Consider the following 14,838-nt stretch of genomic DNA (forward strand, 5'->3'; position numbering starts at 1 on the left):
AAAAATTATGTCATTAAAATCGACCATTTATAAGGCGCATGTCAACGTAGCTGATATGGACAGAAATGTTTATGTTGATCAATCTTTGACACTGGCGAAGCACCCGTCTGAAACCGAGCAACGCATGATGCTTCGCATTTTGGGATGGTGTCTGTTTGCCGATGAAAATTTGCAATTTACGAAGGGGTTATGCGTAGACAGCGAGCCTGAATTGTGGAAGAAAACGTACTGTGATACCGTTGAACTATGGATCGAGCTCGGGTTACCTGACGAAAAACGGATAAAAAGGGCCTGTAGTCTCTCTTCCCGGGTTGTGTTACTTACCTACAATGATAATGCGTCTTCAGTATGGAAAAAGCAGTCGCTCAATAAGTTGTATCCTTTCGCTAATCTCACTGTAATTAACGTGCAAGACGAGATTCTTGATGCAGCCGCAAATGAGGTGGAGAGAACCATGTCTATTCAGGCCACAATAGAGGATGAATTAGTATGGTTTTCGATAGGTGATAAAGTTATCAGTATCAAGCCGGATATGTGGAAACGAGCTGATATTTAAAAATTAAAAGAGGTAGTTCATGGGATAACGCGATGACTATGACTGTTACTATGCTCTTGGATAGAGCTGATTAGTCCTTTGCTCCCTTATGATATTCAAAATGCTCTCGGTATCCATTTCCTGAAAATAATATGAACCTTGCCCTATTAAACATCCGAGGTTTCTCAGAATCTGGTGTTGTTGCATGGATTCTACCCCTTCAGCGATAACATCCAATGACAGTATATTTGCCATTGAGATCATTGTTTGGCAAATGACCAAATTATCTTCTGAGTTCTCAACATCGGTGATTAAACTTTTATCGATTTTAATCATATCAATCGGATATTGCTTTAGACAGGTGAGTGACGAATAGCCCATGCCAAAGTTATCTATTATAATGGTTAGGCCTGTTAATCTGAGCCGATATAACACGTCCAAATTATCTTGCACATGTTCGAGTAAGGTCTGCTCGTCAAGCGTAACCTGAACTCTAGCGGCAGGCACGTCGTAACGCCGAATCGTCTGTAATAAATGGTCAGCGAGAAGGCCGTTATGAAATTGCCTGCCAGATAAATTAACTGAAATAGTTGACGGTGCACTTCGTTTATCCAACATATAAGAGTATTCAGATAAGGCTCTATCTATTATCCATTCACCCAAATTTCGCATCAGCCCCGTCTCTTCCGCGACAGCATTTATTTTTTGTGCTTCGATAATGTTACCTTGATGAGATGTCCAACAAACCCTCGCTTCAATACCCGTTAGGTGAAATGTTTTCATATCAATTTGAGGCTGGAATTGGATGTCGAGATTATCCTGGTTTATTGCTTTTCTTAATGATTGCTCAACGATCCTGAGTTGTTGTAAGTCCTCCTGCATGACTTGATTGTATGTCACTATGCCACCGGAGCCGAGTTTGCGTGCTTGGTGAACAGCGGTTTCAGCAAATCCCTGAAGTTCTCCTGAAGTCGTCGATTGGTCATAGCGGCAGGCGATACCGATCACGCAGTTGGCAATAATTAAATTTTCATCAATGTGAATTTCTTCCTCAAGGCAAACTTTCAGCTGACTAGCCTGCATTTCCGCCTCTAATTGACACATGCCAGCGACAGAAGTCATGAACTGAGATGACTCAACCCGTGCGAGCATCGCGTTTTTAGGAACAACAGCTCTAAAACGTTTAACAATGCTCTCCAGCAGTTGTTCAGATATATGTTTGCCAAACATATCTTTTATTTCATTAAGGTTGGTAATTTCAATGCAGCTGAGTACCAGTTCCTTTTCTACAGCCAAGGCCTTAACGAGGTATTGTTGAAGGGAATATCGGTTAGGTAGTAGGGTCTTTGGATCATAAAGGGCAATAAACTGTAAGTAATTTTCTCTATCCGATATTTCATTGATTTCCGTGGTTAAAGCTCCCACTTTATCTTTCAATTCCCTTTTATTTATTAGACTAATTTCCAGATTGTAAAGGATGATTGAAACAATGGTGGCAGCGGCGATACCTGCCACGAAGACCAACATCTGGGGTGACGTTAACGACGGATAGGGCGGTACTGTTTGAATGATTCCAAGCTTAACCGTTTCTTTTCCAAAGCCAACCGTGCGGTATGAGAATATATTCCCTGATTCCACTGGGTCGTCAGGTGTGTCGATTTTCGTGACTAAAACCTGGCTATCAGTCAATAAGGTATTTTCGAACTCTGATAACAGTGAGGTAAGTGAGTATTCCACCGTTAGATAGCCAAGAAGTACGTTTTCTCTTTTACTCTCCATCATCATTGTTATTGATATCTGCTCATTATTTTTACTCAGGGTATAGCCCGGCCAAATGGCTATTGATGAAAGTTTTGAGGCAATAGAGTGTAGTTTATTCGATGAGTAAAGTGCGTTGCCGGAGGCCCAGATAATATTTCCGGATTGGTCGAGCCAACTTGCCTTTTTGAACCTAGGGAAAAGTTTCATTAGATCTGAAGAGAAGGATAGCCAGAGCCTCTCCTCGAGGTTTGGATAACGTGATAGCTGAGCGCTTAACCACGTCAGCTGCTTTTCACCGGATTGATTAAATTGTTCGAGGGTACTGATGACTTCAGACAGTTTGGCATTGGCAATGGATACCTGATGTCTGTGCTCATTATCAGAAATATAACGGTAGAGTGCAAAAGTAGCAGAAAGTATGGAGATGCAGACGAAACCAATGAGTAGTAATGACCACAGCCTTGGATGTTGGTCTCTACTCTGTTTTCTACCAAGAGGGGACTGATTTAATTTTTCCAAGACAAATCACTGCAATATAGAGAGTTCACTCTCAATTCTAGAACATTATTTCTATTCTTTATCGCTGAGGCATCTAGCTTTATGTTTGTAATTCAAGACACAGAAATAAGTGCCTACTTGAACCAGCGGATACAGAAAGGTTCAACACAGAAAAAAAACATACTATTAAGCGCTTGATTATTCATCATTATTATTTTTGTGTAATGACGTATTTATATGAAAAATAGGGTTTTATGGTTGTTGGGGGAGACAGAGAAATAAGCAAATTGTAACCCCAAAACAATCTATTTCCGTATAAACTGATTTTGTGGGTGGTTAAGATCTGACACAAACGAGCGCTGCTTGCGGGCACAGCAACCGGTGTATGGCTTTTTGGCTAAGTCAAATAAAAAGGACAAGCTCATGCGACAGTTTTCTCAAACTCTTTTCTACAGTGATTGTATGACGCGATATGCTGCCTACAGCCATGGTCAAGCTTGGGTATATGGTCGGGCAGTTGTATGGTTTCAGCCGCATGATGAACCTTTGATAAAGCCATCAAGCGTAGGTGGAAGCGACCATAGCTCCTATCATTCAGGGTGGTTTGAGTCTGGTGAAATATGTAGCCAGCTAGATGTCATTGGAGAAGGAAGCAAAGCAGAAGCTTTGTCTTTCATCGGCCAGTTCGATGGAGGTTTCATTAAAGACCCGGCTCTATTCAGAGCAGCATCAGAAATAGAACTTATGCTCTCATCTAATGAGAGAATGGCTATCTGACCTATTCTTGTGACTAATCGGTGCGAATTTACTTACTTTTGAACCGTTTGGATAAATCGTTTTCACAGCGACTCTTTCCTTAAATAATTAAAAGATAGTGTGCGCAAGTCCCTCCTTCTCCCGCTCAAACAGCTATTATATTGGTGTTGTCATATATATTTAGCGTAGGGCTTTACCATCGGGGGACACTATCTCTATCAATTTACAACACCGGGTAAACTTCAATGACTGCCGGAGGGTTGTTTGAATCTCATTCTCAAGCGCCAAACTATCTTTGGTGTGGTACTGGTATCTGTTGTAGTCAGCTTATTACTATTTATTCCGATACAAGATTGGGTTGTTGACCGCAAACTATCAGACAGTACTTCGGAATTTGCGGAGGAGATTTTTGGGCTTGTAGCGTCTGGTATTGAGGATATCCGTAAAACTGCTGACTCAATGGATGATTGCTCACCGACAACGATCAATCAACTGACTGCGATTCCCTCCGACCATCCAAATATCGTCAAAGCAGACTTCTATCCTCTGGAGGGTCGGTCTTGTATTGAGTCGTCCCGAGTAAAAGAATGGGATAAGTCAAAGCCATTGCTTACCATTGACGCTTTACGTTGGGAGACAAATAAAAAGAGGTTCAACAGAATCAGTGTGACTACGACAAGCGGAATGCTGATATTAACAATACGACCAATCAATGAACTCTTAAAAGATTGTCCCAAGTGCATTGCTGTCAATGTTGCCCAAGCCGGTTCTACCTTCAATTTGTTCGCAAGCATTACTTACGATTACGAACACACATTTCAGTTTTCCTACATCGATAATGTTAACGTCGTTTTTCATTTAAACAAGGATGCAAAACGAATTATCGCTGGTGCAACACCTATTTACCTCAGCATGCTTATCTGTATGAGTGCGATTTTGATTGTTCTTCTGTTGGCGCTCAATCAGTCAGACAATCGTATGCTTGAGAATCTACTCAACGAAGCAATAGATAAGCAAGCACTAAAACCTTTTTATCAGCCGATTGTAAAGCGTGAAGAAAACGGCTTCAGAATTGTAGGCGCTGAAGTCTTGGTTCGGTGGATCACTCGTAATGGTAAAACAATCTTGCCATCAAGTTTTATTCCTCTTGCCGAACAAAATAACCTAATAGACAGAATTACCGATCAACTGATTGATAATGTATTGGCTCAGCTTGTACGTCTCCAACTGCCTCCTAATTTTTTTGTAAGTATTAATATCCCCCCCGCTTATTTAGAGAAAAAAAATGTAGCAAATAAACTGATAAAAAAAATCGAACTTGCCGGATTGTCATATGACGTTATTTCATTGGAGGTGACTGAAAGGACACCTTTTAAAAATTTAGATAAAGCGGCTAAATCAATTGAAATTTTAAAGGCAAAAGGCATGTCTGTTAAGTTAGATGACTGTGGCATGGGTTATGGTGCATTTGAATACCTTCAGTCATTGAATATTGACACGATAAAAATCGATCTGATGTTCGTCAAAACTATCGATATTGAGCCGAAAAACACAGCAATACTCGACGCCATCATTGCTTTTGGTAAAACGTCAGATCTTCATATCGTCGCGGAAGGTGTGGAAAACAACATCCAATCCGATTATCTGATCGACGCGGGTGTAGATATGCTGCAAGGTGATTTCTTTGGTGAACCGATGAATTTCTATAATTTTCGTCGCGTATTAACAGGCAGCACTTATTTTACAAGATAGTGCTTATTAATAAATTCAGTTTTCGTTCTTGAATTCGTCTTGTTAGCAAATAAAGATACAAACTTCCTGCCTCAAACCGATTACATTAACTTTCAAGATTTAGATCAACTAACTGGAATTAATAAAATTATTAATAGTTCCAGAGTCTTACTGATTATTAGACATGGTCTAAAGTTAAGATGGGTATGCGGAAAAGTAGTCAGTAATTGTAGGCATTTATAGGTGTCATCTGGCAACCGCTTTAAAGGAGTGTTCTGACATGAGGATGTGTATATGTTTAAGTCGTTTTTCCTGAATAAACGCTGGTTTCTCTGGTCAATTTTAGGCAGCATCATCATACTTTATGTCACCTGGTACAAAGTACAAATTGATGTAGAGGTGAACGAGTGGTTCGGAGAGTTTTATAATCTCATCCAAAAAGCACTCAGCAAGCCCAACGCTGTAACGTTCGATGAGTTTCTCGCTGGATGTATCGATTTTTTTAATATCGTCTCCATTTACATCATCATAGCGGTGGTGCTTGAATTTTTTGTTCGCCACTATGTGTTCCGCTGGCGTACAGCGATGAACGACTATTACATGTCTCATTGGCATAGAATCAGGCATGTAGAAGGTGCTGCTCAGCGTATACAGGAAGACACCATGCGTTTCGCCCGTATTGTTGAGGGACTTGGTGTCAGCTTTATGCGTTCGGTAATGACACTGGTTGCGTTCTTACCCATCTTATGGACACTCAGTGAGAATGTGACGGAATTACCCTGGCTAGGCCAAGTTGACCGTTCACTGGTATATATGGCTATTATTTCTGCAATTGTCGGAACGGTTTTACTGGCTATTGTTGGGATAAAACTACCAGGTCTCGAATTTAAAAATCAGAAAGTGGAAGCAGCCTACAGGAAAGAACTTGTCTTTGGCGAAGATCACATGAGCCGTGCTCAACCAGAAACGGTAAGTGAGTTGTTCACAAACGTCAGAAAAAACTACTTCAACCTCTATAAACATTATCTCTACTTTGACATCGCTAAATGGTCGTACATCCAATACACCGTGATTGTTCCCTATATTGCTCTCGGGCCGACGATAGTGTCAGGAGCCATAACATTGGGTGTTCTACAGCAAATACTGAGAGCATTTAACAAGGTGGAAGATTCATTTCAGTTTCTTGTTCATTCATGGAGCACCATTGTTGAGTTGATGTCTATTTACAAACGTCTCAGAGCATTTGAACAACAAATTGACATGATAGATTCGGAACCAGAAGAGGTTGTCGAATGATGTATATGCAAGTCAAGGTAATCTGATAGCATTCGCTGAAGCGATGTACTGAATCACCTCCTTTAATAGTAGAAACTGATCAACCTCTCATATTATCAATGCCTTACTCATCACGAGTGAGGCATTTTTCTATATCAATACCTATACTCCATATGTGTACAAAAATTTTTTTTGTACAAAAGTGATCTATTCTCCTGCTAATATTGTACAAATAAAAAGTATGTACAAGTCTGAGGCAACAACATGAAATTCAAACTCGGAGTCAGTGCCTGTGTTATAGGCGAGAAAGTTCGATTCGACAGGGGACATAAGCGAAGCAGTTTTGTCTGCCGTGAGCTGTCTGAATTTGCCGAATTTGTACCTGTTTGTCCGGAGGTGGCAATTGGCCTGCCTGTCCCACGACCAACGATACGATTGTTGGACCACGACAACGAGATAAGGCTTGTCGACACAAAAGACAACGACATTGATCACACACAAAAGATGATCACGTTCAGTGAGACAAAAGCTACGCATCTTTCTGAACAGGAATTGTGCGGTTACGTGGTGTGCGCTAAATCTCCGACGTGTGGTATGGAGAGAGTAAAGGTCTATCGCGAAAATGGTTACGTTGCAGCGGAGAAAATTGGCGTAGGTCTTTACACTAAAGCCCTGATGGAAAAAATGCCTTGGTTACCCATTGAGGAGGATGGGCGTTTAAACGATCCAGTTTTGAAAGAGAATTTTGTCTTCCGTGCTTTTGCATTGCGTGACCTTTATGACGCTATGGCTGATGGCATTACCAAACGGGCAATCATTGAATTTCACTCCCGCTATAAATTGGTACTCATGGCGCATTGCCCAAAAGAGTACCGAGCGCTCGGTCAATTTGTTGCGAGAGTAGCCGATCACGACATTAAAGAGTTCTTTTTCGAATACCGAACGCGGCTTATGCAAGCTCTTGCCTTCCGGGCGTCAAGAAAAAATAACACTAATGTTTTGATGCACTTGCAGGGATACTTCAAGCGGTCATTGGACAAAAAACAAAAAGCGGAGTTGGCTGAACTTATCCTAGCCTATCGCAAAGGAGAAATGCCTTTACTTGTGCCTCTTACCCTAATTAATCACCACTTAACGATGCATCCTGATGCTTATATTGCGAAACAAAAATACCTTAAACCGTATCCTGATTCACTGAGGCTTAGGTATGGCCTCTGATAAAGCGCTGATGGGGATAGGTGAAGTATCCAGTCTGACGGGCGTAAATCCCGTCACTTTGAGAGCTTGGCAAAGACGTTATGGTTTGATCGTCCCCCAGCGAACGCCAAAAGGACATCGTTTGTACAGCACTAAAGACGTCGAAAACATCAACGAAATCCTGACTTGGTTGGATCGTGGGGTAGCCATCAGCCAAGTTAAATCCTTGATGGGCACTCAGACAGTTCAAGTTAAAACAGGTGCCGTGCTTGAAGAAACTCACAAGATTTTTAAAGCGATAGAGTCGTTTGATATCACACAGGTGAACAGGCTCCTAGCATTAACGCTGAAAGAATATCCTTTCACCGTTGTGAAATCTCGTTTGATTTTGCCGATTGAACGAAAAATTGATGATTCTCAATACCAAGTGCGTGAACTGTACAAAAGCGTATGGCGAAGCGCCATTGTGCAGACAGTACTCGGATATCTGTCAAAGAAAAGAAAGGATTTAGTGAAGCGTTCTTGTACTTTAATCAGTTTGGATGATTCTCCCGATTATTCGCTAGCGCTAATTGCCTACGAATTGAGTCTAAAAAGTTACGACGTCACATTTTTACTTTATCCATGTCAGTCATTACGGCTTATCGCGGGCAGTTTAGACAAGGAGAAACCTATGTTATTGGCCGTTCACTCGGACAAAGCGTTGACAACGGGCCTTCTAAACGAGGTAGAGAAGATCAATCATTCAACAAATTTCTCCCTGAGGTTCACCGGGAAATGTGTGGATATTCACGCTGATGTTCTTTGTCGGCTTCAACTCGATTAGCGATAGATAGATTTTTTAACAGGAGCAAGCGCCGATGAAATTGGTTTGGTTTAGAAGGGACCTGCGGATCAAAGATAACCCTGCACTGGCTGATGCATGTCGAACGGGAGAACCTGTAGCGGCAATTTATGTAGCAACGCCTGAGCAATGGAAGTCACATTTTGTCTCGCCAAGGCAAGCTGATTTAATCCAAAGACGGCTGGAAGTGATCAGGCAAGAACTTGAAGCCCTAAACATTCCAATGCTTTTCAAGGTAGTCGATAACTTTTCTGACATACCCGTACTTCTCGCTGAAATCTGCCAGCAGTATCAGGTGTCAGATGTCTACTGCAATCGCGACTATGAATATGACGAGATCGATCGGGACAACGCTGTTGCTGGTACGCTTAGCCTGACACGTATAGGATTTCACGTTTTTGATGGGAAGTGCATATTGCCACCCGGTTCAGTGACGACAGGGGCCGGAAAACCATTTCAAGTATTCACGCCCTTCAAAAAGGCATGGCTGAAAATTATTCAGAGCACTGACTATTCGCCATTGAAACAGCCTGGTCAAATAGCGCCCACTGCACTAACAAAATCACTTATTGACGAAGCTAAAGAGATTGATCTGCGGTATTGGCATGAAGACTCATTAAGCTGGCCAGTGGATGATAATACCATTATCCAGCGGCTGAGGGATTATTGTAGTTACAGGGTAACTAAATATCATCAACTGAGAGATATTCCCTCAGAGCCAGCGACGAGTCAACTATCTGCTTACCTCGCTATCGGTGCCATATCACCGAGGCAGTGTCTTGCAAGACTGATCACCGAGCACAGAGACTGCTTTAGCGACGTCAAAGAAGGCCCCCAAACTTGGTTATCCGAAATTATCTGGCGGGAGTTTTACCAACATGTCATCGCGATAAATCCCGATTTGTGTAAAGGAGAGGCATTTCTTTGTTGGGAAACTCACATTTCATGGAAGCACGATGAAATTCTTTTCGAGAAGTGGAAGCAAGGAAAAACGGGTGTCCCAATTGTGGATGCAGGGATGCGCCAGCTGAATGAAACTGGGTGGATGCACAACCGACTGAGGATGATAGTAGCAAGCTTTTTAGTCAAGGACTTACACATCGATTGGCGCTGGGGCGAGCAGTATTTTATGTCAAAATTAATCGATGGTGACTTTGCATCTAACAATGGTGGATGGCAGTGGTCGGCATCGGTAGGTTTGGACGCACAGCCCTATTTTCGTATCTTCAACCCGTTTACACAGAGCAAAAAGTTTGATCCTGAGGGCATATTTATTCGTAGATGGGTCAAAGAGTTAGAGTCAGTGTCTGCGAAGCATATTCATGAACCTTACAACAAAGGATATGCGACTGGTTCACCTCTTTCATACCCCAAACCCATAGTGGATCATTCGTTGGCCAGAAAAGAAGCGCTAAGCTTTTTCGAAGCCGCGAAAAACCACAAGAGCGAACAAAGAGCCTGAGCATGATAGATACAGTAGCTGTGAGCGAGCAAAGTCCGATAGAAAAATTTGTGGAAGTATATCAGGCAGTTGGAAAAGATAATCTCGAAACCTTGGGCAGTATTTACAGCGAAGACATCCTGTTCGAAGACCCGGCACATCGTATTGAGGGATACGATAATCTTGCCAGGTACTTCGGCAATTTGTACGAGAACATGCTTGAGTGCCGTTTTGACGTTCACACTTACGCGGTTAATGGAGATGTGGCATTCCTCAATTGGACCATGACGTTTGCGCACCAGAAGTTGTCTAACGGCGCGACGAGAAAAATGGAAGGAAGCACGATGTTAACGTTCAGAAACGGGATGGTTGTGCGCCATAAAGATTATTTCGATCTTGGTTGTATGATTTATGAAACTGTACCTGTCATGGGTTCCGTCATCAGATACATTAAGAAAAGGATGGCTGAATAATGAAGACGGTTTTAATTACAGGTGCCACGTCCGGTATCGGTATGAAGCTTGCCGAAGATTATGCCATTGATGGTTGGCGAGTCACAGGGTGCGGACGGAGTACATCCGCCTTGGAAGCACTTTCAGAACGTTATCAAAACTTCGATGTTCTGAGGTTTGATACATCAGACCAAGAGGAATGTGAGCAAGCTTTAGGTAATCTAGTTCATAACCCTGATCTCATTATCTTAAATGCAGGTACGTGTGAGTACATAGATAACGGTCAGGTAGATGCCGCTTTATTCAAGCGAGTATTTACGACGAACGTTTTTGGCGTGGTGAATTGTTTGGAGGTTTTACAGCGCTCCTACAAAGAAGGAACGCATGTGGCGCTGATGGGATCGACAGCATCTTATCTCGGTTTACCGAGAGCAGAAGCCTATGGCGCATCAAAAGCCGCAATAAATTATTTAGCGAGAACATTGTCAGTTGATCTTGAACATTTAGGTGTGACGGTGTCACTTATTTCTCCGGGTTTTGTAAAAACCCCACTGACTGACAAAAACGATTTCCCGATGCCAATGATGGTGACAACAGAAGAAGCGTCATCGACCATCCGGGCTGGACTTGAGAAAAAGAAAAACGAAATTCATTTTCCGAGACGTTTTAGTCTCATTTTAAAATTTATTGCCACTCTTCCGGTTTTTTTACAGTTGATGCTGGTGAGGCGCTTAGTTAGGAAGACATCATGAAAATTGCCATTATCGGGTCCGGGATCTCTGGGCTTACTTGTGCGCATTACTTACACAAAAATCACGACATTACTTTGTTCGAAGCGAACGATTACATAGGCGGCCACACCGCGACCATTGATGTCGAAGTAGCCAGCGGAAAATACGCAGTCGATACTGGTTTCATCGTATACAACGACAGAACGTATCCAAAATTTCAACGGTTGATGTCAGAGCTGGGCATTGAGGGACTACCCACTGAAATGAGCTTCAGTGTGCACAATGAAGAGAATGGTTTGGAATATAATGGTCACACTGCCTTCTCGTTGTTCGCGCAGAAACGCAACATACTCAATCCTCGGTTCTACAAATTCATTGCTGAAATACTTCGTTTCAACAAACTGGCGAAGCAAGCCTACCAAGAATCATCGAGCGATATCGTGGGTCAACACACCCTGGGTGAGTTTTTAGATGCCAACAACTTCGATGGTTATTTTTGCCAGAACTACATCCTACCCATGGGCGCAGCTATTTGGTCGTCAACGCTGTCTGACATGCGTGGTTTCCCGCTCAACTTCTTTGTCCGTTTTTTCTTTAATCACGGACTACTTGATATTAGCAACCGACCGCAATGGTACGTGATTCCCGGCGGTTCTCGTGAATACGTACGTAAAATGGTGCCTGCGTTTGAGTCGTCCATCCGGCTCAACACACCGGTAACAAGTGTACGTCGCGGTACAAACAGCGTTGCCATTGTGACAAAAGACGGTGAAGAGACGTTTGATCAGGTGATTTTTGCTTGTCACAGTGACCAAGTTCTAAAAATGCTTGATGATCCAAGTGACGATGAGAGCAAATTGTTAGGTGCTCTGGCTTATCAGCCAAATGAAGTTGTGCTGCACACAGATGCTTCTATGCTACCAAAACGCAAGTCTGCATGGGCCAGCTGGAATTACTTTCTGCCCAAGGCCGGAGATAGGGACACGAGACTGGCATCACTGACCTACAACATGAACATTCTGCAGCGTATTAACGCCCCTGAAACGTTCTGTGTCACGCTGAATCAAACAGAAGACATAGCGGAAGATAAGATCCTGGGTAAATTCAATTATGACCACCCGGTATTTAATTCAGATGCAATCTGGGCGCAAAAGCAGAAAGATAAGCTGTCAGGTGTGAACAATACTTGGTATTGCGGTGCTTACTGGTACAACGGGTTCCACGAAGATGGTGTGCGAAGTGCGACGGATGTGATTGACGGAATTGCTGCGTCTGCAGAGCCGCTGAGGTTCGTGTCATGACAGTCAGCCTTTCCAGTGGCTTGTACACCGGAATAGTCAGGCATCGACGTTTTACCCCTGTTAACCATTGCTTTAAATACGACATATTCATGCCAGTTATCGATCTAGATGAACTTGAGATACTGGAAAAGCAAGTTGCGGGATTCAAACTGGGAAAGTGGGGGGTTGCGGCCTTCCATGCAACTGACTACCTCGATGGTAGAGCTGACACCAAACTGGCGTGTCAGGATAAACTCTTTGAGCTTACTGGCGACCGTTTAACAGGTAAGGTGATGGCGCTGTGTCATTTACGCTACTTTGGCATGTATTTTAGCCCGGTGAATTTTTACTACCTATACGATGACAAGGGTAACTGGCGTTACATGCTTGCAGAGGTCAGTAATACGCCGTGGAATCAAAGACACTACTATGCTGTGCCTGCTGGCAATAAATGGGAAAACGACAAGGAATTTCATGTTTCCCCCTTTAATCCATTAGAACAACTCTATAAATGGAGGTTGAGACCGCTCAGTGACAAGGCTTTTGTCCACTTGGAGACGCACAGAGATAACAGAGAATTCGATGCCACCCTGGCACTAGAAAAACAGGCATTTACCAGTGGGGAATTAGCAAAAATTTTGCTGAAGACGCCGCTGATTACAGTAAAAGTATTGGTTTTAATTTATTGGCAAGCAGCAAAACTCTGGTTTAAAGGGGCCCGTTTTTATTCCCACCCAGATCAGGCCAAGGAGTGACTATGTATTCAAGTGAACTAGAACAGAACGTACCCCTAACAAAAAAAGATGTCTATGCGCAAAAGTCCTGGTCGGATTACTTGGAAAAATGGAGGGTGCTTCACTCACTCTCATTGATACCGATGGACAGACCGTGACCCTTGGTGACAGAAACGCTGACTTATCTGCCGAGCTCATCGTACGAGACAAGCGTTTCTATGCCAGAACGCTTTCCGGCGGTTCTATCGGCGCTGCGGAAGCTTATATCGATGGCTGGTGGGACACACCGGACTTAACCCGCTTGGTGAGAGTGATATGCCGCAACTTACCTGCGCTTGACCGACTTGAAAGCAAAATGAGTTGGCTGACTGGGTTGCTCAACAAAGTCAATCACTGGAAAAACCGTAATACGCAAGAAAACTCAAAAAGCAATATTGCCGCGCATTACGATCTGGGTAACGACCTTTATCGCAATTTCTTAGATCAGGAAATGCTGTATTCAAGCGGCATTTATGAGAGTGGTACTGAGTCACTTGAACGAGCTCAATTTTGTAAAATGGATCGGTTGTGTCGCCAACTAAGGCTGACGCCAAACGATCATCTCCTTGAGATTGGCACAGGATGGGGAGCAATGGCCATCCACGCGGCAAAACACTACGGATGCAAAGTCACCACCACCACGATTTCAGAGGAGCAATACCAGTGGTCTAAAGAGCGCATCGAGCGCGAGGGGCTGTCTGAACGTATTACGTTACTCAAAAAAGACTACAGAGATCTCGAAGGTCAATATGACAAGCTTGTTTCTGTTGAAATGATTGAAGCTGTCGGTCGTGAGTATCTAGATACCTATGTCAAAAAATGCCAAACGCTGCTCAAGCCCGAAGGCCTGATGGCTATTCAGGCGATCACCATCGCTGACCAAAGGTATGAAAGCTACAGCAACAGCGTCGACTTCATCCAGAAGCATATTTTCCCGGGTGGTTTCTTACCATCAGTGAACGTGCTGTTGGACCGATTTACGGGTTGTACTGATTTGGTGATTCGTGATCTGAAAGACATCGGACTCGATTATGCTAAAACGCTCAATGACTGGCATCAGCGTTTCAATGACAATGCTGAGACCCTACTGCAACTGGGTTACGACGAGAAGTTTTTCCGTTTGTGGCGTTTTTACTTTTGTTACTGCGAAGGTGGCTTTCGTGAGAAGACAATAAGCACGGTACAGTTACTTCTCAGTCGTCCGTTATGGCGTGAAGCAGGAGCATAATATGCGAGTGATAGCCCTTTCGCTGCTTTTTAATGTTTACTGGGTTATCGCTGTGGTTGGCCAGCAGGATTACTGGCCACTACTCGCGGTTTTGTTGGCAGGAAGCCTTGTCTTTGACCGGAAATTGCTTTGGGTTGTCCCCTCTTTTGCAATCATCGGGATACTCGGCGACTCAGCGTTGATGTTTTCAGGCGTGTTTGAATTTCCTGACAACATATTACCCATTTGGTTGATGTTTCTGTGGGCGGGTTTCGCAGCCTATGTGTGGTTGGTGAAAGATTGGATATTAGATAAGCCGAAATGGCTGTTGCTGGTGGCTGGTGCGGTGGGCGGATC

The 14,838-nt window shown here is 43.2% G+C and carries 14 protein-coding genes; 13 read left to right on the forward strand and 1 reads right to left on the reverse strand.

The window, feature by feature from the left end; all coding sequences use genetic code 11:
• Window positions 1-7 precede the first annotated feature (7 nt).
• On the forward strand, window positions 8-556 hold the full coding sequence (locus A8L45_RS06235) for a YaeQ family protein (RefSeq protein WP_068900308.1): 549 nt from the start codon (window positions 8-10) through the stop codon (window positions 554-556).
• A gap of 48 nt (window positions 557-604) precedes the next feature.
• On the opposite strand, the gene A8L45_RS06240 is transcribed toward A8L45_RS06235, so the two are convergent.
• Window positions 605-2,815 carry a putative bifunctional diguanylate cyclase/phosphodiesterase gene (locus tag A8L45_RS06240; protein WP_068900309.1) on the reverse strand — a complete coding sequence of 737 codons (2,211 nt, stop codon included), beginning with the start codon at window positions 2,813-2,815 and terminating at the stop codon, window positions 605-607.
• 402 nt (window positions 2,816-3,217) lie between these two features.
• On the opposite strand from A8L45_RS06240, the gene A8L45_RS06245 reads away from it, so the two are divergent.
• From A8L45_RS06245 to A8L45_RS06300, 12 genes are all read left to right on the forward strand, one after another.
• Window positions 3,218-3,571, forward strand: a complete 354-nt coding sequence (locus A8L45_RS06245; RefSeq protein ID WP_068900311.1) for a hypothetical protein — start codon at window positions 3,218-3,220, stop codon at window positions 3,569-3,571.
• Between the two features lie 243 nt (window positions 3,572-3,814).
• Window positions 3,815-5,302: an EAL domain-containing protein gene (locus A8L45_RS06250; protein ID WP_068900313.1), complete on the forward strand. Its 1,488-nt coding sequence runs from the start codon at window positions 3,815-3,817 to the stop codon at window positions 5,300-5,302.
• A 273-nt stretch (window positions 5,303-5,575) separates the two neighbouring features.
• Window positions 5,576-6,577 carry a peptide antibiotic transporter SbmA gene (sbmA, locus tag A8L45_RS06255; protein WP_068900314.1) on the forward strand — a complete coding sequence of 334 codons (1,002 nt, stop codon included), beginning with the start codon at window positions 5,576-5,578 and terminating at the stop codon, window positions 6,575-6,577.
• Window positions 6,578-6,820: 243 nt separating this feature from the next.
• Window positions 6,821-7,774, forward strand: coding sequence for a YbgA family protein (locus A8L45_RS06260; protein ID WP_068900317.1), 954 nt, complete (start codon window positions 6,821-6,823; stop codon window positions 7,772-7,774).
• On the forward strand, window positions 7,764-8,579 hold the full coding sequence (locus A8L45_RS06265; RefSeq protein ID WP_068900319.1) for a MerR family transcriptional regulator: 816 nt from the start codon (window positions 7,764-7,766) through the stop codon (window positions 8,577-8,579). Before A8L45_RS06260 ends, A8L45_RS06265 begins: the two co-directional genes overlap by 11 nt.
• 34 nt (window positions 8,580-8,613) lie before the next feature.
• Entirely contained in the window at window positions 8,614-10,059 is a 1,446-nt protein-coding gene (gene phrB, locus A8L45_RS06270; protein ID WP_068900321.1) for a deoxyribodipyrimidine photo-lyase, read from the forward strand.
• A gap of 2 nt (window positions 10,060-10,061) precedes the next feature.
• The gene (locus tag A8L45_RS06275) at window positions 10,062-10,511 is read left to right on the forward strand and encodes a nuclear transport factor 2 family protein (protein WP_068900322.1); all 450 of its coding nucleotides are present in this window, start codon (window positions 10,062-10,064) and stop codon (window positions 10,509-10,511) included.
• Window positions 10,511-11,242 carry an SDR family NAD(P)-dependent oxidoreductase gene (locus A8L45_RS06280; RefSeq protein WP_068900324.1) on the forward strand — a complete coding sequence of 244 codons (732 nt, stop codon included), beginning with the start codon at window positions 10,511-10,513 and terminating at the stop codon, window positions 11,240-11,242. Before A8L45_RS06275 ends, A8L45_RS06280 begins: the two co-directional genes overlap by 1 nt.
• Entirely contained in the window at window positions 11,239-12,522 is a 1,284-nt protein-coding gene (locus tag A8L45_RS06285; protein WP_068900326.1) for an NAD(P)/FAD-dependent oxidoreductase, read from the forward strand. Before A8L45_RS06280 ends, A8L45_RS06285 begins: the two co-directional genes overlap by 4 nt.
• On the forward strand, window positions 12,519-13,256 hold the full coding sequence (locus A8L45_RS06290) for a DUF1365 domain-containing protein (RefSeq protein ID WP_068900328.1): 738 nt from the start codon (window positions 12,519-12,521) through the stop codon (window positions 13,254-13,256). Before A8L45_RS06285 ends, A8L45_RS06290 begins: the two co-directional genes overlap by 4 nt.
• Before the next feature lie 67 nt (window positions 13,257-13,323).
• On the forward strand, window positions 13,324-14,502 hold the full coding sequence (locus A8L45_RS06295; protein ID WP_068900329.1) for an SAM-dependent methyltransferase: 1,179 nt from the start codon (window positions 13,324-13,326) through the stop codon (window positions 14,500-14,502).
• A 1-nt stretch (window position 14,503) separates the two neighbouring features.
• Window positions 14,504-14,838: DUF2878 family protein (locus A8L45_RS06300; protein ID WP_139122322.1), on the forward strand; the 335-nt coding region annotated here is incomplete at its 3' end.

Origin of the sequence: Veronia pacifica, assembly GCF_001707825.1 — a bacterium.
Lineage (GTDB): Bacteria > Pseudomonadota > Gammaproteobacteria > Enterobacterales > Vibrionaceae > Veronia > Veronia pacifica.

What these genes read in the sequence shown, in the direction of transcription:
- A8L45_RS06260 (WP_068900317.1), top strand. Translation starts at nt 6,821, where the DNA reads ATGAAATTCAAACTCGGAGTCAGTGCCTGTGTTATAGGCGAGAAAGTT.
- sbmA (WP_068900314.1), top strand. Translation starts at nt 5,576, where the DNA reads ATGTTTAAGTCGTTTTTCCTGAATAAACGCTGGTTTCTCTGGTCAATT.
- A8L45_RS06275 (WP_068900322.1), top strand. Translation starts at nt 10,062, where the DNA reads ATGATAGATACAGTAGCTGTGAGCGAGCAAAGTCCGATAGAAAAATTT.
- A8L45_RS06245 (WP_068900311.1), top strand. Translation starts at nt 3,218, where the DNA reads ATGCGACAGTTTTCTCAAACTCTTTTCTACAGTGATTGTATGACGCGA.
- A8L45_RS06285 (WP_068900326.1), top strand. Translation starts at nt 11,239, where the DNA reads ATGAAAATTGCCATTATCGGGTCCGGGATCTCTGGGCTTACTTGTGCG.
- phrB (WP_068900321.1), top strand. Translation starts at nt 8,614, where the DNA reads ATGAAATTGGTTTGGTTTAGAAGGGACCTGCGGATCAAAGATAACCCT.
- A8L45_RS06265 (WP_068900319.1), top strand. Translation starts at nt 7,764, where the DNA reads ATGGCCTCTGATAAAGCGCTGATGGGGATAGGTGAAGTATCCAGTCTG.
- A8L45_RS06290 (WP_068900328.1), top strand. Translation starts at nt 12,519, where the DNA reads ATGACAGTCAGCCTTTCCAGTGGCTTGTACACCGGAATAGTCAGGCAT.
- A8L45_RS06280 (WP_068900324.1), top strand. Translation starts at nt 10,511, where the DNA reads ATGAAGACGGTTTTAATTACAGGTGCCACGTCCGGTATCGGTATGAAG.
- A8L45_RS06235 (WP_068900308.1), top strand. Translation starts at nt 8, where the DNA reads ATGTCATTAAAATCGACCATTTATAAGGCGCATGTCAACGTAGCTGAT.